We start from the raw sequence: 17,687 nt of genomic DNA, 5'->3' as shown, positions 1-17,687 counted from the left end.
GCGTCACCCAGACTTCCTCCTCGCACGCCACTCGGAGGCGGAATCCAAAGTCGCGGTAGGCCTGAGCATCTCGGGATCGTAGGCCGCAAGTTCGGCACCGGAGCGGAGTAGCTGCGGCAGGTCGGGATTGGCGAGCGCCGCTTGTCCGAAAGCCAGCACATCGGCGTGTTCGTCGTTCAGCACGTCGGCGGCCAGCCGCAGATCGGCCAGTCCACCGTTGGCGATCACCGGGCGACCCGACATCTCGCGGGCGAGTCGGGTGACGGTCGAACCCCCGTCGCCCGCGATGTGGAGGTAGGTCGCCTCGGACAGCGCTTCGAAGATCACCCGGGCGTCGTCCTCGGCTCCGGACCAGCGATAGGTGAAGTCGTTGACCTTGGTCTGGGACAGTCGCACGCCGACCGGATAGTCGCCGACCGCGTCGCGGACCGCAGCGAGAACCGTTGCGGTGAGCCATATTCGGTTGTGCACCGGACCGCCGTATTCGTCGGTGCGCTGGTTGGTGTAGTCGGTGAGGAATTGGTCGAGCAGGTAGCCGTTGGCTCCGTGGATCTCGACGCCGTCGAATCCCGCTGCCTTCGCATTGACCGCGGCGGCAGCGAAACCGGCGACAGCGGCATCGATGTCACGGGCGGTCATCGCTCGGGGCGTGCTCCAGTCGCCCGCGCCGCCATAACTGGCCATCTTCTGCCCACGTGGTGGGACGGCCGACGGGCCGATGCTCTCGTACCCGTAGGCGTTGCCCTGGGAGATGGCGCCGGCGTGCATCAGCTGGGCGATGATCGTCGAACCGGCGTCGTGCACCGCGTCGACCACCTTGCGCCAGCCGGTGATGTGTCGATCGGTGGCCAGGCCGGGTTGGTTCGCATAGCCCTGGCTGTGGGTGATGTCGGGGTAGGCGCCTTCGGTGATGATCAGGCCGAAGCCGCCGCGCGCGTATTCGCGGTAGTACTCGGCCATTCGGTCGGTCGGGGTTCCGTCGGGTTGGGCGGAGACCCGTGTCATCGGTGCGACGGCGAGGCGGTTGTGCAGCGGCAGCGAGCCGAGGGTGTACGGCGCGAGCGCGGGGTGGCGCGTTTCCACAGTGGTCATCGGTTCGACTCCACCGCGATGACCTCGACCTCGATCTGCCAGTCGGGTTGGGCGAGCGCGGAGACTTCCAGCAGCGTATCGGCCGGGTAGGGCTCGCGCAGGAACTCCTCGCGCAGGGTGATCACGTGCGCCAGGTTGGCGGCCATATCGCGGACGAAGATGCCGACCTTGATCACATCACCGAGGTCGGCGCCCGCTTGCGCCAGCACCCGCTCGACGTTGCGGAACGCCTGGCGGCCCTGCTCGAGGAATCCGCCGGGGACCGTGCGCCCGTCTTCGGTGAACCCGGCCTGTCCGGAGACGTAGATCAGGCCGTTGGCGGTGATCGCCTGGGAGATTCGGTAGGGCTGGTACCAGTCGGGGTCGGTGGCGACCTTGCGGATTTCGGGCCGAATCTTGGGAGTGGTCATCGCGGGTTCCCTCCAATGCGGAATGCGTTACGGAACGTTCCGTAACGCCTAAAACAGTACGGCTGCCCCTCCGATCTTGTCAATACGTTACGTAACGTCACGTCTGAAGCATCGAAGATCGGCCTGACGTCGGTATGCGCGCCGACCTCGCGTGGGATCGGCGCGCGCCGCGAGACGGGGATGATCCCGGTCGGGGAATGCTCAGCCCTGGTCGAGTTCCCCGCGCACGGTGGTGGCGATGCGGGTGAGGGCGGTGGCGAGGTTGCGGCGCTGAGCGGCGGTCAGTGGATCGAACACGAGCCGTTTGACCTGTGCGACGTGTTCGGGGGCGCTCTCGGCGAGCTTGCGGCGGCCGTCGTCGGTGAGGGTGGCGAAGGTGTATCGGCCGTCGCTGGGGTCGGGGCGGCGGGTCACCCAGTCGCGAGCTTCGAAGCGGTCCATCGCCTTCGACAGGCGGGGCTGCGTGCTGTCGCAGACCCGGGCGAGGTCGCTCAGGCGCATCGTGTCGTCGTCGGCCATCGATAGCTGGGCGAGCACCCCGTACTCGAAGTTGGAGATGCCGGCGTCGCGCTGTAGCTGACGGTCGAGGGCGGCGGGGAGGGCGATGACGACCGTGAGCAGTGCCTGCCACAGGTCCTGCTGATCGTCATCGAGCCAGGGTGAGGGGGTGTTCATGGGGTTCATCGTACTTGCCTGGGCAACTCACACTTGCCTAGGCAAGTGATGAGGCGCTACAGTTTGACTTGCCTAGGCAAGTGAATACAGTTGCCGAGGCAAGCGAAGGAGCTGATATCGATGTCCACTCTCGCTTCCCGGATCGGCCCGATTTCCCGCAAACCGGCTGCGGCATACGACGACCTCCTTGCCCGCGTGCTGCCGCAGGCCAGGAAGCAGCGCGTGTGGAGTCCGTCCGACGGGCCGCTGCCCAGTCTGTTCGTCAGTCACGGCGCCCCGTTCACCCTCGACGATCCGCAGTGGCTCGGCGACCTCTTCGCCTGGGCTCAGTCCATGCCCAAACCCCGTGCCATCGTGGTCATTTCGGCCCACTGGGAACAGGCGCCCGCCGCGATCACCGCAGCCTCGGCGGGTACACCGCTCTACTACGACTTCAGCGGTTTCCACCCCCGCTACAAAACCCTGCCCTACGCCACCCCCGACGCCACCGACCTCGCCCGCCGACTCACCGGCCTGCTCGGCGGCACACCGGTGCACGAGTTTGCCGACCGCGGTCTCGACCACGGCGCGTTCATCCCGCTCATGGCGATGTATCCGGCGGCTGACGTGCCGGTCGTGCAACTGTCGATGCCAAGCCTCGACCCCGGTGCGCTATTGGCGCTCGGAGCCCGCCTGCGACCCTTGCGCGAAGAAGGCGTTCTGGTGCTCGGCTCCGGCTTCATGACGCACAGCTTCGCCGTCTTTCGCCAACCCGAACTCATCGCCGAGACAACAGCTTTCGATGAATGGGCGGCCGACGCTCTCGCTCGCGGCGACGTCGACGCCCTCACCGACTACCGGAAGAAGGCACCCGGTGCGGCGATCGCCCACCCGACGGCCGAGCACTTCGTCCCGCTGCTGCTCACCGTCGGCGCCGCCGACGACCCCGCGGGCGCGGTGAGCGCCATCGACCGCCTGGTCATGGGCAACTCCATCCGCTCGGTTCAACTGACCTGAGCCGGTTCGACTTTCACCTCTCCACTCGATCGCCTCATCTCGTGGCGACGACATCGAAACACCCTGGAGGACAGTTCCATGAAGGCAATCCGCTTCCACGAGTTCGGCACCAGCGAAGTCCTGCGCTACGAAGACATCGACCGTCCCGTTCCCGGCCCCGGGCAGGTGCTGGTGCAGGTCGCCGCCACCTCGTTCAACCCGGTCGACGACCACATCCGCGCAGGCCACCTCGCCGAAATGATCCCGATGACGCTGCCCTACGTGCCAGGTATCGACCTGGCGGGCACCGTCGCCGAACTCGGCGCCGACGTGACAGGACTGTCGATCGGCGACCGAGTCGTGGCGATGCTGCCACTCGGCTCCGCGGGCGGTGCGGCCGAATATGCTGTCGTCCCTGCGGAATCCGTAGCCCAGGCACCACAGTCGACCGACCTCGTCGACGCTGCGGCGCTACCACTGACCGGCCTCGCGGCCTGGCAGCTGACCTTCGAACTCGCCGAACTGAAGCCCGGTCAGACCGTCCTGGTCAACGGTGCCGCCGGTGCGGTGGGCAGCCTCGTCGTGCAACTCGCCGTCGACGCGGGAGCGCACGTGACCGCGGTGGACGCACCCCAGCACGCCGGCCGCCTCCGCGCTTACGGCGCAACCCGCGTCGAAGGCCCCCTCGACCTCGCAGCCGGCCCTGATGCGGTCGGCGGTCCGTTCCAGGTCGTGGTGAACCACGTGCGCGTTTCCCCCGAGGAACTCGCCCAACTGACGAACTACGTCGCCGACGGCGGAATCGCCGTGAGCTCGGCAGGCCCGATCCCAGAAGACACCACCCGCGGTGTTCGCAGCGAGAGCCTGTGGGTCCGCAGCGACGGCGCTCAGCTGAGCGAGCTGGTCGCCAAGGTGGACGCGGGCAAGCTCCGGATCCACGTGGCCGACCGCCGTCCGGTGTCGGAACTGGCCGACGTGCATGCCGACGCAGGCGCGGGTCGCCTGGCCGGAAAAACCGTCGTACTCGCTCCCTGATTCCGTCCGGGCCCCAGTGTCGGGGCCCGGGCCCCCTCTTCGACACGCTCCTCGACAACGCGGGATTTGTCGCTGATGATTGTTGTGAGTACAGGGCGGCAACCCGCGGGCCGGGTGTCGACCCGAATCTTCGAACGATCGGATCGCCGATGAGCGACGTCGAAATCACTTCGAGTGATGTCATCCTGCGGGGAACGGCGACCGGTGACGGCCCGACGATTCTGTTGCTGCACGCGGGCGGCGAGCGTCGCAGTGTGTGGGCACGGGTCGCGGTGCGGATCGCCGCGGCCGGATTTCGCGCGGTGGCCTTCGACCTGCGTGGACATGGCGAGAGCACCGGGAACGCGACAACCCTTCGGACGATCGCGGATGACGTGGCCGAGATGGTGCGGCGCGAACCGGCGCCGATCGTCGTGGTGGGGGCCTCCGTCGGCGGACTCGCTGCCATCGCCGCGCTCGGCGAACCGAGTGTGGCGCGTCATGTGGTCGGTCTGGCCCTCGTGGATGTAGTGCCGAATTCCGATCCGGAGCGGGTTCGGTCCTGGCTCAGCGCGGAGGGGCTGCGCGATCAGCTGGTCGGCCTTACAGAGAACAGTCTCGCGGCGGGACCCCAATTGCACGCCACGGCTGTCGAATTGGATCTGCCTGTGCTGCTCGTGCGCGGCGGACGGTCGCCGCTCACCGACGCTGAAGTGGATCGGTTCATCGCTGACCGCCCGGTCACGGTTGCCCTGGTACCCGACGTCGGGCATCTCGTCGCCCGGGAAGCCCCCGATGAACTCGCGCGGATCATTTCGGCGCACGCCACCACCTGGCTGGCTACCGACCGGGCCGTCCAGGGTGCGTTCGACCTGCAACGCGCCCTCGGTGCCGACAAGATCGAACATCCCGGTGGAACCCTGCACGCTCACCTGCATCGGGTGCACGCACTCCTGGTCGAGTGGAACGCCGCGCCTCGAACACGGCTGGCCGCGATCTGCCACGCGTCCTACGGGACAGACGGATTCGCCGTCGAGCTCCTGTCCGCGAACGACCGACCGCGTCTCGCGAAGGTAATCGGCCACCACGCGGAGGCCCTGGTCTACCTCTACGGCGGCTGCGACCGGGCGCGGACATACCGCGACCTAGGGCGAGCGCCCCTGTCGGTAGTCGACCGATTCACTGGCGTTCCCAGGCCGATCGAGGGTGCTGACCTGCATGACTTCGCGGTGCTGACGATTGCCAACGAGCTCGATGTGGCACGCCACGCGCAGGTACCGCCATCGGCTCGGTCGGGAATCCGAAGCCTTGTCGTCGCGCTGGCGAGCTACGCGCCCGACGAGGCGGCGCGAGCCCTCGCGGACGCCGCGCTCGCCTGAATGATCCTTACAGCTCAGAGGCGGTGGGAGCGCGTCAATACTCGAGGTCGGTCCAGCTGAGGGTGAGGGGGAAGGGGTGGCTCAGCTCGACTTCGGGATGGACGGTCGGGGACCATTCGCTGACCAGTGCGTACTGGCGGGGTCGCAAAGGCGTGACGCCCACCGGTAGGTCGGTGGGTGTCGCCAAGACGTAGGTCAGGATGATGTCGATGCGGCGGCGAAGGCGAGTGGCGAAGCGATGGTGTTCTGGCGGACTGGCGCGAACCCAGACCGGGCGCCCCTGTCGTGCAGGCCATCGAACAGTGGTAGGCCGCTCAGGGGCACCGTCGTCGCGTCGACACCGCGCTAACCGACATGAGGACCGCGGCGTTGACCTTCAACAGGTCGGTGACAGTGAGATATTCAGTCACGCGTCAGCCAGCCGCTCGAGCAGCACCGCGTCCTCTCCGAGAACCGAGGTGCCAGCATTGGCGAAGCGGCTGAACGTCGAGCCGATCACCTGATCAAACCAGATCATGCGGTAGCGGTGGTCCACAGGGCGCTGATCGGGATGCCGGACAGGCCGTCTCCGAAGGGGAGTTGCTGGTCGCCGCAGTAGACGACGAAACCGGCGTGGAAGCGGTCGCCGAGGCGGCGTTGGAGGACGCGGAGTCCCCGGAAATCATCGGTGCGAATGGTCTCGGCGGCTTTGACTTCGATCGCGACGACGCGGCCCGCGTTGTCCTCTAGGATCGCGTCGACTTCGTAGCCGTCGCGGTCGCGGTAGTGGTGGAGCCTGGCCATGGTCGTACTCCAGGTGAGTTGGCGGGTCAGTTCGCCGAGTACGAAGGTTTCCATGATGGCGCCGGTGGTCGCGTCGTTGGTGATGCCGGTTAGTAGGTGGGCGGCGAGGCCTGAGTCGGTGAAGGTCAGTTTCGGCGTCGATATCGCACGGGTTGTGGCGTTGGCAGACCAGGCGGGGACCAGGCGGATGAGGTAGATGAGTTCCAAGATGTCGATGTAGTCCCGGACGGTGGTAACCGGTATTCCCAGGTCAGCGGACAGGCGGGTGTAGTTGAGCAGCCCGCCGGTCTGTGCGGCCATGGCAGCGATGAGGCGACGCATGTCGGAGCCGCGTCGGATGTCAGCGACCTGATGCACGTCGCGGCTCATGATGTCGTCGAGGTAGGAACTGAAGAACTGGGCGCGTCGGCGGGGTGCGGTTCGGCGGATGGCTTCGGGATATCCACCCCTGGCCGCCGACGCCAGATAGTCCTTGCGTCGCAGGTCCGACGGGCCGGTGCGGAAGGCCGCGCCTGCGGCGAACACCGCGTCGATGAAACCATCTGGGGCGCCATTGATTTCGCCTTGAGACAGGGGAAACAATTCGATGGTTTCCGACCGTCCTGGCAGCGAGTCGCCGAGCCCGCTCAGACCGAGTAGCCGGGCCGAGCCGGTCAGTAGGAAATGGCCGGGTCGTGGGTCGCGATCAACGGCATGTTTGATCGACAGCCACAGGTCGGGAACACGCTGCACTTCGTCGATCATCATCGTGCCGGGGGCATCGAGGAAGCCCGCCGGATCGGCGGCCGCGGAGGTGCGGGTCCGCACATCGTCGAGATAACGTTTGGTCACCTCAGCGGATCCCCGCAGGCACTGCTCGGCGAGGGTGCTCTTGCCAGTTTGTCGAGCGCCGTTGATAACTACCACCCGCGTGTCTTCAAGCGCCTCTTTGACAAGTTCAGAGGCTTTTCGGGGCAGGAGATCGGCGGCCTGATGCATGTAGTGATCGTACCTCTGAGCCGTCAATCTGCCGAGGGTGGTTCCGCCGATCTGCCGAAGTGCGCGGCGTCAATCTGCCGACGCATGTTCCGTCGATCTGCCGGATCTCCGGACTATCACCGGTGTGCGATCCGTATTCGAGCGCGTTCGGTCACCACGGCACGTAGAGCCCCATTCTCGGGCCTGAGAACGCCGGAAGCGTGGAGATTCGTCCGCGCTCAGGTCTGAACCTATATCTCGACCAGCTTCGTCAACTGCTAGCCGACGAGTCAGCGGCATCCGGGGACTCATCGCGACCCAGCGTCGCCGCGACGACCGGGCATCCCGCCGTGAAATCGCTGGTTCGCAGGGTGTGTTTCCATATTTCGACCAGCACCGAGACTGCCTCGGTTGCCGACGCGGTCGCCGGAATCGCGCTCAGTAGTGACCCGACTGCGCGGCCCGCGACGCGGGTGGCCTCGGCGACCAGTTCGGCCTTGCCGCCGGGGAAGTTGAGGTAGATCGTTCGCCGCGAGCGCCAGGACCTCGCCGCGTTGTCATCGCTGCTGGCCCCTGACGCCACTCTGCACTCGCCGGTGAAGTTCACCCCGTTCGAGAGCCGCGACCAGCTCATGGCCGTGCTCGCGGCCGTTCTCGGCGCGATCGAGAACTTCCGCTATGTCGGTGAACTGCACGGTGCCGCCGAATTTTCCGATCGTGATAGCACCGGCGAGATCCACGCCCTGTTGTTTTCGGGGCGACCTGGCAGGCAAGCAGATCAATGGGATCGATCTCCTGACCACGCCGCACGCCGAGCAGCGTTTGCTCGATGGAGGGCCCTGACCCCGGCTGCCGTCGCGAAGTCTAGGTGCTAGATGCTGCACGTGTGGAAGGCGCGGAGGTCAGCCGCGGTCATCTGGGCGAGTTACCTGGGACGCGCGGTGGCATCTCGGCGTCGTTCGAGATTCGTCATGTCGACGGTGCGGAAGGAGAGCGCCTCGCCGCGGTGCAGGCCAAGGCAATTGCCGCGCTGTTGGTCAGGCGCCGCGATCATGGGGACGGTGACGGTGTGAGTTAAATCCGGTTGGTGCTGGCCGGGACGGGCGATGCGGTTGATCGGTGTGTCGTGCGTACCTAGGGCGCGAACCTGCGACGCGTGACCTGGGGTTTCTTGTGAGGTCGAGTTAGCTTTGCACTGGCAACATTGCCCTGAACTGCGGAAATGTGGTCGCAGGTTGGTGCCCCCGGCAGGATTCGAACCTGCGATCTACCCTCTAGGTAATCGGGGTCAGCCTCGGTCCTCGGAAGAAAATGTGCCCTCGGCAGGACACGCAAAATATGGGCAACTGTAAAACGCCTGGTCATCGCGGGTTCGATCTCGATCTGATCCTCACGCACCGCCGGTTCGGATCGGTTTCTGTACCCGTCTTCGACGTACCGAGTGCCGTTGGGGGAGGCGAGAATACACGGTCCCATCCATCGGCTTGCGCGTGGGAAACCAGTTCGCCGACCTCCCCGGCCCCACCGAGGGCGCGTACCGGAGCTGCCCGAGCGGGTGACGGGGGACTCCGGCACAGTGTTGCCATGGGTTCGTCGGTCGCTGATTCTCTCACTGTCGCCACATTCAACGTGAACGGAATCCGCGCGGCACGTCGTCGTGGATTCGACCAGTGGTTGCGGGCGCGGTCGGTCGATGTGCTCGCGTTGCAGGAGTTGCGTTGTCCCGCATCTGATGTGGGCACCTTCCCGGGCTATTCCGCGGCGGTGGACGTGGGTTCCGTGGCCGGTCGTAACGGTGTGGCCGTACTGACGAGGGTTTCCGCCGCTGCCGTGCGGACGTGGGTGACCCACCCACCCAGGGCCCGCGGACTCGGTGAGTTCGCCGCACAGGGACGCTATGTCGAGGTCGACCTGGCCGACCGACCGGTGACGGTGGCCTGTCTCTATCTCCCCAAGGGTGGTCTGCCCTCGCATCTCCAGCGCCCGGGATCTATGCGCGAACAGCCCGACGGTGGGGTCAAGTACGAACGGAAGCAGCGGTTCCTCGCGGCGTTCGCCCGCGAAGTGCACCGGAACCGGCTCGCGGCGCTGAGCGCGGGACGCGAGTTCGTCCTCACCGGGGATCTGAACATCGCGCACACCTGGCACGATGTGACCAACTGGCGTGCCGCCCGCACGATGGACGGATTCCTGCCTGCCGACCGCGAGTGGTTCAGTTCGATTCTCGGCACGCGTCGGCTCGTCGACGTGGTGCGTCAGGTGCACGGCGATCGCCCGGGTCCACTCACCTGGTGGAGTTGGGCGGGTCAATCGTTCGCCAAGGATGTGGGTTGGCGAGTGGACCACCAACTCGCGACACCCGGTCTCGCCCGCCTCGCCACGTCTGTCGTCGTCGACAAGGAACCGTCACCCGCCGAGCGGCTCTCCGATCACGCCCCACTCGTGGTGACCTACTCGGCAATGCCTGACTGAGAAGTTCTGGTGTCCTCGGCAGGATTCGAACCTGCGACCCACCCGAAACGGGCGCGGGTGCTCAATATTCGAGGTCGGTCCAGCTGAGGGTGAGTGGGAACGGGTGGTTCAGCTCGACCTCGGGATGGATGGTGGGTGACCATTCGCTGACCAGGGCGTACTGGCGCGGCCGCAAAGGCGTGACGCCCACTGGTAGGTCGGTGGGTGTCGCCAGGACGTAGGTCAAGATGGTGTCGATGCGCCGGCCTTCCCGGTCCAGCAGTACCTCCCAGTACTCGCTGATCCCGGCTTCGGCGTAGCGGGCTTGTTTCGTGAGCATCTGGCCGATGTGGTTGGACGGGGAGAGCACTTCGCCGACGATGACGACTTCGTCGGCGAAGATCGGCGTCCACGGCTCGTCGGGGCAGCGGTAGACCATGAAGTCCGGGGTGAGGAAGTCGTCCTTGGCGCGACTCAGGAAGACATTGGTCTCAGTGTCGACCTGCCAGCATTCGCCTGGGCGGGCGCGCATGCTGCGCCTGGCCGAGTTCTCCAGTGCGTTACGTAGGCGAGTGGCGAAGCGTTGGTGTTCTGGTGGGCCGGTCCGTACCCATACCGGGTGCCCTTTGATCAGTTCGATGCGTTCCGACTGGTCAGGTGGTAGGGCGCTCAACTCGGCCCACGTCATGCGGTCGGGCAGTGGGGGGAACTCCGTTGACGGATTCGACATCGTCATCTTCTCCTCGCACCCGGCGAACTCTGGTGCCCTCGGCAGGATTCGAACCTGCGACCTACCCTTTAGGAGAGGGTTGCTCTATCCCCTGAGCTACGAAGGCGCGCCAGCCTCGGCTGGCCGAGCTGAGTATAGCGTGGGGTCGGGTTCGGTGGCGTCGGCCCGTTGGGGCGGTGGTCAGAAGGCGTCGAAACCGCCGCCGCTGCTGTCGAAGCCGGTTCCGGTGTTGTTGTCGAAGCCGGTGTCGGGGTTGCCGGGCTCGAATCCGCCCTGGTCGTAGCCGGGATCGAGGGCCGCTTCGCCGGTGCCGTCTTCGAAGGCTTGGGCGTCGTAGCCGACACCGCCCATTCCGGCGAACAACGTCGTGAACAGCAGTACCGATCCCGCGCCCCAGGCTCCTGCGATCAGGGCGGGCTTCCACCAGGGTTCGGAGTACCAGCCGGCGGGGACGGGGCGGCCTGCTACTCGGCCGCCGGGGAAGTAGTTGGGGGTGCCCGCGGAAGGGGTGGGGGAGGCGGTGATGGTGCGGCCGTTGTGGGCTACGGTGCGTTTTTCGTCGACTCGGCCTGCGATGTCCTGGCCGTCGATGGTGGGGATCGGGGGGCCGGGGTCCATGTCCATCGCGGTGCGGGCGGCGCTGATGTAGTAGAGGCCTTCGAGAGCGGATTGTTTGGCCAGGCGGGCTTGGGTGGGGGAGTTGGCGCGGTCGATCTGGCCGCCTGCGGCGTTGTAGCGCTCGGAGGCGTCGGCAAGGGCCTGACGGGCGGCTTCGTTGCGGGGGGTCAGCTGGTAGACCTGGCCGCCGAGGCGTTCGATCGTCACCCTCGCGTCGGCTTGGGCCTCCTCGAGTTCGCGCGCGTTGCGCTTGTTCTGTTCGGCGCGCAGGTACAGCAGAGCGCCGACGCACAGGATCACGATCACGACCAACCACCACAGCATCGCGCGCCTCATTTCGTCGAGGTGTCGAGATGCTGTCCAGTTTACTGATCGGTTGCCCTAACGTGCTGACCCCCATTGATCAGCGCGTTGCGAGATAGCTATCCGGCTAGGTGGCGGGCGATTACCAGGCGCTGGATCTGGTTGGTTCCTTCGAAGATCTGCATGACCTTCGCCTCGCGCATGTACCGCTCGACGGGGAAGTCCTGGGTGTAGCCGTAGCCGCCGAAGACCTGGACGGCGTCGGTGGTCACCTTCATGGCCGCGTCGGTCGCGACGAGTTTGGCGACCGAGGCCTGGCGGGAGTAGGGCAGGCCCGCGTCGCGGCGGCGGGCGGCGTCGAGGTAGGTGGCGCGGGCGGTGTCGACGGCGGCGGCCATGTCGGCCAGGACGAAACCGAGGCCCTGGTGGTCGATGATCTTGCGGCCGAAGGCTTCTCGTTCCTTGGCGTAGGCGACCGCTTCGTCGAGGGCGCGCTGGGCGACACCGGTGGCGACGGCGGCGATGCCGAGGCGGCCCGCGTCCAGGGCGCTGAAGGCGATCGAAAGTCCTTGTCCCTCTTCGCCGATGCGACGTTCGGCGGGCAGGAACGCGTCGTCGTAGGCGGCGGTGGTGGTGGGGATGCCGCGCAGGCCCATCTTCTCCTCCGGCTTGCCGAAGCTCAGGCCCGCGGTGTCGGCGGGGACCAGGAAGCAGGAGATGCCGCGCGAGCCCTCGCCGGTGCGGGCGAACAGGGTGTAGAAGTCGGCGCGGCCGCCGTTGGTGATCCAGGCCTTGGTGCCGTTGAGGTTGTAGCCCCCGTCGACGGGAGTCGCGCGGCAGCGAAGGGCGGCCGCGTCGGAACCGGCGTGCGCCTCGGAAAGGCTGTAGGCGCCGATGGTTTCGCCCGACAGCATGCGCTCGAGCCACTGCTGTTTCTGCTCGTCGGTGCCGTAGGTGAACAGGGGATGGCAGGAAAGCCCGTGCACGCTCACCGCGACGGCGACCGCGGCCCAGCGGCTCGCGATCTCCTCGAGCACCTGCAGGTACACCCCGTAGGGCTGCGCGCCGCCGCCGAATTCCTCGGGGTAGGGCAGGCTGAGCAACCCGGCCGCCCCGAGCGCGGGGAACACACCGTCGGGGAAGACGCCGGTCTTCTCGCTCTCGGCGACGCGCGGTTCGAGGACCTTGTCGGCGATATCGCGGGTCAGTTCGATCAGCTCGCGCGCCTCGTCGGTGGGCAGCATTCGGTCAACAGCCATGCTCGTCACAGTAACCACCGTTCACATCGCCGATCCTGGCGAGGCGAGCCTGCGCGGATCTATTATCTGCGCATGAATGCAGATGCCCACGCGCCACTGGCCGAGGATCAGGTGGGGTTGGTGGTCGAGGTGTTCCGGATGCTGGCCGACCCGACCCGGGTCCAAGTCCTGTGGGCGCTGGCCGAACAAGAACTCTCGGTGAACGAACTGGCGAGCCGAGTCGGCAAACCGGGTCCGTCGGTGTCGCAGCACCTGGCGAAACTGCGCATGGCCAGGCTCGTTCGCACCCGTCGCGAGGGAACGACCATTTACTACAGCCTCGACAACGACCACGTCCGCAGCCTGGTCGTCGACGCCGTGCACAACGCCGAACACGCCGGTCCGGGCGTGCCGTCGCACCATAGAGATCCCGACGGTCAGCCGCCGCACGCGGAGCCGCGCGGTCTGCGGTGACGAGCCGACCAGCAGGAATGTTGTCGGAGGAAACGATTGCAGGGCTCAAACCTTTCGGTAGCATCCGTTGTGACGTGGCTCATGCCACGGCAGGGACTTGAAGGAGCACCGATGCTGAGCACCATGCAGGAAGACCAGCTCTCGCTGGCGACACTGCTCAAATACGCCGCCACTTTCCAGGGCGACTCGACCGTGTCGACCTGGACCGGTGACGGTGTCCGCACGATGACCTACCGCGAGCTGGGTGCGGATTCGGCCCGGCTGGCCAATGCGCTGCGTGGGCTCGGCATCGAAGAGGGCGACCGCGTCGGCACCTTCATGTGGAACAACAACGAGCACATGGTCGCTTACATCGCGGTCCCCGCGATGGGCTCGGTGCTGCACGCGCTCAACATCCGCCTGTTCCCCGAGCAGTTGGTGTTCGTCGCCAACCACGCCGAGGACAAGGTCGTGCTCGTCGACGGCACGCTGCTGCCGCTGTTCGCGCAGTACCTGCCGAACCTGAAGACCGTGAAGCACGTGATCGTCGTCAACGGTGACGCCGCCGCGCTCACCGCGCCCGAGGGCGTGCAGGTGCACTCCTACCGTGAGCTGCTCGACGCGCAGTCGGCCGAGTTCGACTTCCCGGTGATCGACGAACGTTCCGCTGCCGCAATGTGTTACACCTCCGGCACCACCGGCGACCCGAAGGGTGTCGTCTACTCGCACCGGTCCAACTGGCTGCACGCCATGCAGGTGAACTCGCCGAACGGCATGGGCTTCAACGGTTCCGACTACGTCCTGGCGATCGTGCCGCTGTTCCACGCCAATGCGTGGGGCCTGCCGTACGCGGCGCTGATGTCGGGCGCCAACATCCTGATGCCGGACCGCTTCCTGCAGCCGGGCCCGCTGCTGGAGATGATGGCCGCCGAGAAGCCGACCTTCGCCGCCGCCGTGCCGACCATCTGGGGTGGCGTGCTGGCCACGCTCGCTGCTGCGCCGCAAGACATTTCGCACCTGCGTACCGCCGTTGTCGGTGGTTCGGCGGTGCCGCCCGCGATGATGCGCGCGTTCGAGGACAAGCACGGCGTGCGCATCCTGCACGCGTGGGGCATGACCGAGACCTCCCCGCTGGGCAGCGTCGCGCACGCGCCCGCGGGTGCGAGCGAGGACGAGGCCTGGGAGTACCGCTACACCCAGGGCCGTTTCCCCGCCAATGTCGAGGCCCGGCTGGTCGGTGACGACGGCAAGGTCGTCCCGAACGACGGTGAGTCGCTCGGTGAGCTCGAGGTGCGCGGCGCCTGGATCACCGGCTCCTACTACTCGCCCACCGGCTCGGAGATCGACCCGGACAAGTTCGACGACGGCTGGCTGCGCACCGGCGATGTGGGCAAGATCAGCCCCAACGGCTACCTCACCCTGGTCGACCGCTCCAAAGACGTCATCAAGTCCGGTGGCGAGTGGATCTCCTCGGTGGACCTGGAGAACTCGGTGATGGGCCACCCGGCCGTCGCCGAGGCCGCGGTCATCGGTGTGCCCGACGAGAAGTGGGACGAGCGCCCGCTGGTCGCCATCGTGCTGGCCGAAGGCGCCGCCGCCGAGGCTGCCGAGCTGCGTGACTACCTGGCCGACAAGTTCGCCAAGTGGCAGCTGCCCGAGCGCTGGACCTTCATCGCGGAGGTCCCCAAGACCAGCGTCGGCAAGTTCGACAAGAAGCGCCTGCGCGCTCAGTACGCCGAGGGTGAGCTGGAAGTCATCACGGTGTAAGACCCGAAAAAGGCGGGCGTGGAACCAGTTCCACGCCCGCCTTTTTTGCGCTATCTCAACAGTTCCGGAGCTCCGGGCTCTGGTTCAGGAGCTGCGCGCGCGGGCTGATGTAGCGGGTGTAGGTCTCCCCGCCGACGGCCGACAGCGGGAACGCCGCGACGCGATGGCAGTTCTGGAAGGCCAGCTTCACACCGAAATGCCGTTCCAGCCCACCGCGAATGGCGTCGGAGGCCAGGGCGCGCAGCAGTTGGCCGCGGGCCACCTCGTCCGGCGGCGGGATGCGGTTGTCGGCGTATTCGTCGGTGCCGGTGCGGAGATCGTCCGCGACCCGGCTCACCACTTCCCAGGCGTAAGGCAGTGAGGTACGGACACATTCGACGAATTCTGCGTCGTCGATATCGCCGCTTTCGGCGCGTTCGAGTAGGGCGGCGGGTACATCGAGGGACATGGCTCTCCTCCTGCTTGGGGGTGGTCGGCGGGACGCGATGCCAGGTCCGAGTCTAAACGAAATTCGTTGTCAATAACCCTGGATTCGTTCCGAAAGTGCTTTCCGGAGTGCGCTTTTCGCGTCCGAGGCGAGGTCGGCGACCAGTTCGCCTGCCGGTTGCCCGGTGCTCAGCGAATGTGCTTGTCCCGCCCACAGATTCACATCGTCGATGTTGCCCGCGCTACGGGCGGCGGCCCGCAACGGTGCGGTGGCGTAATGGATTTCGGGATAGGCGGCGGGCGCGTCGGCGGTGTGTTCGACGAGGAAGCGATTGCGGATCCCGCGCGCGCGTCGGCCGGTGAAGGCGCGCGTGAGCATCGTGGGGTCCGGCGTCCCGATCGCGCCGCGGTGCACGGCGTTGGTGCCCGCTTCCGGACAGCGCAGCAGCGCGGTGCCGATCTGCGCCGCCGAGGCGCCGGCGGCCAACACCCCAGCCACCCCCGCGCCCGTCGCGATCCCGCCCGCCGCGACGAGCGGGCGGGAGGTGACGGCGGTGAGCAACTGGATCAGGGTCAGCAGGCCGGGTGGGTCTACGGCGTCGTCGGCGGGGTCGTCGACGAAGCTCGCGCGGTGGCCGCCGGCCTCGGCGCCCTGGGCGATCAGCACATCGGCGCCCGCGTCGACGGCGACCAGTGCCTCGGCGGGCGAGGTGACCGTGACCCATACCTCCGAGCCGACCGCGTGCAGCCGGTCCACCTCCACCGCGGTGGGGCAGCCGAAGGTCGTCGAGACCACCGCGACCGGATCGGCGACCAGCAGATCGAGCTTGTCGGCCCAGCCGTCGGTGTCGTGCTCGGGGGTGCCGAGGGGGAATTCGGCACCGAGTTCGGCGAGGTAGGTGGCGTACGCGGACGGATCGGCCACTGCTCCCGGCGCGAACAGGTTCACGCCGAACGGCGCCGTGGTGGCTGCTCGGGTCGCGGCGATCTGCGCGGCCACCGCCTCGGTGCCGAGGTAGCCTGCGGCGAGCTGGCCGAACCCGCCCGCGGCCGTCACGGCGGCCACCAGTTCGGGTGTGGACGGGCCGCCTGCCATGGGCGCGGCGACGATGGGGACAGTCAAGGTCTCGATCACCATGGGTCGAGTCTGGCCCGTCGAGGCCGTGTTCAGGCCCGCTGACAATGCCTGTGACGGTTCGGACACTGTGATCGTTACTGTGTGACACGCCATCTACCTGCGAATTCGCAACAGAAGGTTGCGGAATGGTCACGGCCGAGTAGAGTTCCCGTCACAACGTATGCCGAACCGTTACACATAGTTCGGCAGTGGGGAACACCCAGGTGGTCCCCGGGCCGGTCATAGATCGGTTTCGTTCCCTTGTTGTCGGACGCTAGGACGAGATCTTGTCGCAGCACCGTGTGGGTCCCGAATCCATCTCCGTGCAGGCTCTGCTTGCACACGCGGATGGCCGGAGCCCGAGCAGGAGCAGGCACCGCGCCGAGGCTTCGCGCACCGATCGGGTGCGCGCCGCCGCCACCGCAGCGGTCGCCGCGGGCGCGCTGGTCGGCGTGACCGCCCAGGTCGCCCCGGCCCTGGCTTTCGCCGCGCCGCTGCTGCCCACCCACGACGACAGCGTCGAGGAATCGGTCGCCCCCGAGTCCGCGCGCTCCGACGTCGACCTCGTCGCCGCGCAGCAGGTCTCCGCGCACACCGAGGCCCCCGCGCCGGTCACCGCGGTCGCCGCGCCGATCGCCGCCCCCGTGGCCGCGCCCTTCGGCATCGGCAACCTGCCCCCCGAGCTGTCCGGCCCGTTGGCCCAGGTCGAGGACATGCTGCAGGGCATCCAGCACCAGGTCGCGCCGCCGCAGGCCGCGCGTCCGGTCGCGGGCCCGATCAGCTCCGGCTACGGCGCCCGCTGGGGTGCCATGCACTACGGCATCGACTTCGCCGATTCGCTCGGCGCCCCGATCAAGTCCGTCGCCAGCGGCACCGTGATCGAGGCGGGCCCGGCGTCGGGCTTCGGCCTGTGGGTGCGCGTGCTGCACGACGACGGCACCACCGGCGTCTACGGCCACGTCAACGACATGTTGGTCAGCGAGGGCCAGCGGGTCAACGCGGGCGACGTCATCGCGACCGTGGGCAACCGCGGCCAGTCCAGCGGCCCGCACCTGCACCTCGAGATCTGGGATCAGGGCGGCGGCAAGATGGACCCGATTCCGTATCTGGCCGCCAAGGGTGTGCCGCTGGAGTGGGGCCCTTCCTCGCACTGAGTTGTTGGAGCGCTGGCGCGCTCGAGTTCGCGGCCCCTTGTGTCCCGCTGTTCAGGCACCGTTGCTTGCTCCTTCGTCGCGTACGCAACGGCGCCGGGTCAGCGGGGCGGCCGCGTAACGCCGACGGCGGCGGCGGGCCCACCGC

The 17,687-nt window shown here is 67.3% G+C and carries 19 protein-coding genes and 1 tRNA gene; 8 read left to right on the top strand and 12 right to left on the bottom strand.

Annotation, left to right across the window (positions count from 1 at the left end):
* Positions 1-3 precede the first annotated feature (3 nt).
* The 3 genes from ACFW6D_RS25995 to ACFW6D_RS25985 form a co-directional block, all read right to left on the bottom strand.
* On the bottom strand, positions 4-1,092 hold the full coding sequence (locus ACFW6D_RS25995; RefSeq protein ID WP_379332267.1) for an NADH:flavin oxidoreductase: 1,089 nt from the start codon (positions 1,090-1,092) through the stop codon (positions 4-6).
* A complete protein-coding gene (locus ACFW6D_RS25990; protein WP_379332265.1) occupies positions 1,089-1,502 on the bottom strand; it encodes a RidA family protein in 414 nt (137 codons plus the stop codon). The genes ACFW6D_RS25995 and ACFW6D_RS25990 overlap by 4 nt, the downstream gene beginning before the upstream one ends.
* Before the next feature lie 201 nt (positions 1,503-1,703).
* Positions 1,704-2,177: a MarR family winged helix-turn-helix transcriptional regulator gene (locus tag ACFW6D_RS25985; protein WP_379234115.1), complete on the bottom strand. Its 474-nt coding sequence runs from the start codon at positions 2,175-2,177 to the stop codon at positions 1,704-1,706.
* 120 nt (positions 2,178-2,297) lie between these two features.
* Between ACFW6D_RS25985 and ACFW6D_RS25980 the strand changes: the two genes are divergently transcribed.
* The 3 genes from ACFW6D_RS25980 (at position 2,298) to ACFW6D_RS25970 (ending at position 5,545) form a co-directional block, all read left to right on the top strand.
* Positions 2,298-3,173 carry a dioxygenase gene (locus tag ACFW6D_RS25980; RefSeq protein WP_379332263.1) on the top strand — a complete coding sequence of 292 codons (876 nt, stop codon included), beginning with the start codon at positions 2,298-2,300 and terminating at the stop codon, positions 3,171-3,173.
* A 78-nt stretch (positions 3,174-3,251) separates the two neighbouring features.
* Complete coding sequence (locus tag ACFW6D_RS25975; RefSeq protein ID WP_379332261.1) at positions 3,252-4,187, top strand: NADP-dependent oxidoreductase; 936 nt, start codon at positions 3,252-3,254, stop codon at positions 4,185-4,187.
* Between the two features lie 149 nt (positions 4,188-4,336).
* Positions 4,337-5,545, top strand: a complete 1,209-nt coding sequence (locus ACFW6D_RS25970) for an alpha/beta fold hydrolase (RefSeq protein WP_379332259.1) — start codon at positions 4,337-4,339, stop codon at positions 5,543-5,545.
* Between the two features lie 34 nt (positions 5,546-5,579).
* On the opposite strand, the gene ACFW6D_RS25965 is transcribed toward ACFW6D_RS25970, so the two are convergent.
* The 3 genes from ACFW6D_RS25965 to ACFW6D_RS25955 all read right to left on the bottom strand — a co-directional run bounded on the left by ACFW6D_RS25965 (position 5,580) and on the right by ACFW6D_RS25955 (position 7,868).
* Positions 5,580-5,732, bottom strand: a complete 153-nt coding sequence (locus ACFW6D_RS25965) for a hypothetical protein (protein ID WP_379332257.1) — start codon at positions 5,730-5,732, stop codon at positions 5,580-5,582.
* 326 nt (positions 5,733-6,058) lie between these two features.
* Positions 6,059-7,306, bottom strand: coding sequence for an ATP-binding protein (locus ACFW6D_RS25960; protein ID WP_379332255.1), 1,248 nt, complete (start codon positions 7,304-7,306; stop codon positions 6,059-6,061).
* Between the two features lie 250 nt (positions 7,307-7,556).
* A complete protein-coding gene (locus tag ACFW6D_RS25955) occupies positions 7,557-7,868 on the bottom strand; it encodes a hypothetical protein (protein ID WP_379332253.1) in 312 nt (103 codons plus the stop codon).
* Between ACFW6D_RS25955 and ACFW6D_RS25950 the strand changes: the two genes are divergently transcribed.
* Positions 7,840-8,160, top strand: coding sequence for a hypothetical protein (locus tag ACFW6D_RS25950; RefSeq protein ID WP_379332251.1), 321 nt, complete (start codon positions 7,840-7,842; stop codon positions 8,158-8,160). The genes ACFW6D_RS25955 and ACFW6D_RS25950 overlap by 29 nt on opposite strands.
* A gap of 709 nt (positions 8,161-8,869) precedes the next feature.
* Positions 8,870-9,757, top strand: a complete 888-nt coding sequence (locus ACFW6D_RS25945) for an exodeoxyribonuclease III (RefSeq protein WP_379332249.1) — start codon at positions 8,870-8,872, stop codon at positions 9,755-9,757.
* Positions 9,758-9,818: 61 nt separating this feature from the next.
* Here ACFW6D_RS25945 and ACFW6D_RS25940 read toward each other — a convergent pair whose 3' ends face one another.
* The 4 genes from ACFW6D_RS25940 to ACFW6D_RS25925 all read right to left on the bottom strand — a co-directional run bounded on the left by ACFW6D_RS25940 (position 9,819) and on the right by ACFW6D_RS25925 (position 12,646).
* Positions 9,819-10,466, bottom strand: coding sequence for a Uma2 family endonuclease (locus ACFW6D_RS25940; RefSeq protein WP_379332247.1), 648 nt, complete (start codon positions 10,464-10,466; stop codon positions 9,819-9,821).
* Positions 10,467-10,496: 30 nt separating this feature from the next.
* Positions 10,497-10,572, bottom strand: a tRNA-Arg gene (locus tag ACFW6D_RS25935).
* 74 nt (positions 10,573-10,646) lie between these two features.
* Positions 10,647-11,408, bottom strand: coding sequence for a DUF1542 domain-containing protein (locus ACFW6D_RS25930; RefSeq protein WP_379332245.1), 762 nt, complete (start codon positions 11,406-11,408; stop codon positions 10,647-10,649).
* A 98-nt stretch (positions 11,409-11,506) separates the two neighbouring features.
* Positions 11,507-12,646 (bottom strand): acyl-CoA dehydrogenase family protein, encoded by a 1,140-nt coding sequence (locus ACFW6D_RS25925; protein ID WP_379332243.1) that lies wholly within the window; start codon positions 12,644-12,646, stop codon positions 11,507-11,509.
* A gap of 72 nt (positions 12,647-12,718) precedes the next feature.
* Between ACFW6D_RS25925 and ACFW6D_RS25920 the strand changes: the two genes are divergently transcribed.
* Together ACFW6D_RS25920 and ACFW6D_RS25915 are read left to right on the top strand one after the other, a co-directional pair.
* On the top strand, positions 12,719-13,099 hold the full coding sequence (locus ACFW6D_RS25920) for an ArsR/SmtB family transcription factor (RefSeq protein ID WP_379332241.1): 381 nt from the start codon (positions 12,719-12,721) through the stop codon (positions 13,097-13,099).
* Between the two features lie 111 nt (positions 13,100-13,210).
* Positions 13,211-14,845 (top strand): long-chain fatty acid--CoA ligase, encoded by a 1,635-nt coding sequence (locus tag ACFW6D_RS25915; RefSeq protein WP_379332239.1) that lies wholly within the window; start codon positions 13,211-13,213, stop codon positions 14,843-14,845.
* 55 nt (positions 14,846-14,900) lie between these two features.
* Here the strand turns inward: ACFW6D_RS25915 and ACFW6D_RS25910 are convergent, their stop codons facing one another.
* Both ACFW6D_RS25910 and ACFW6D_RS25905 read right to left on the bottom strand, forming a co-directional pair.
* Positions 14,901-15,293 carry an SCO5389 family protein gene (locus ACFW6D_RS25910; protein WP_379234155.1) on the bottom strand — a complete coding sequence of 131 codons (393 nt, stop codon included), beginning with the start codon at positions 15,291-15,293 and terminating at the stop codon, positions 14,901-14,903.
* A gap of 69 nt (positions 15,294-15,362) precedes the next feature.
* A complete protein-coding gene (locus tag ACFW6D_RS25905) occupies positions 15,363-16,409 on the bottom strand; it encodes an NAD(P)H-dependent flavin oxidoreductase (RefSeq protein WP_379332237.1) in 1,047 nt (348 codons plus the stop codon).
* Positions 16,410-16,675: 266 nt separating this feature from the next.
* Here ACFW6D_RS25905 and ACFW6D_RS25900 point away from each other — a divergent pair, with 266 nt between their 5' ends.
* On the top strand, positions 16,676-17,542 hold the full coding sequence (locus ACFW6D_RS25900; RefSeq protein ID WP_379332235.1) for a M23 family metallopeptidase: 867 nt from the start codon (positions 16,676-16,678) through the stop codon (positions 17,540-17,542).
* The last annotated feature ends 145 nt before the right edge of the window (positions 17,543-17,687 follow it).

The sequence above is a fragment of the Nocardia sp. NPDC058705 genome (assembly GCF_042749305.1).
In the GTDB taxonomy this organism is placed as follows: Bacteria; Actinomycetota; Actinomycetes; order Mycobacteriales; family Mycobacteriaceae; genus Nocardia.
Note: the sequence above shows the minus strand (reverse complement) of the source record. Positions and strands in the feature narration are given on the sequence as shown.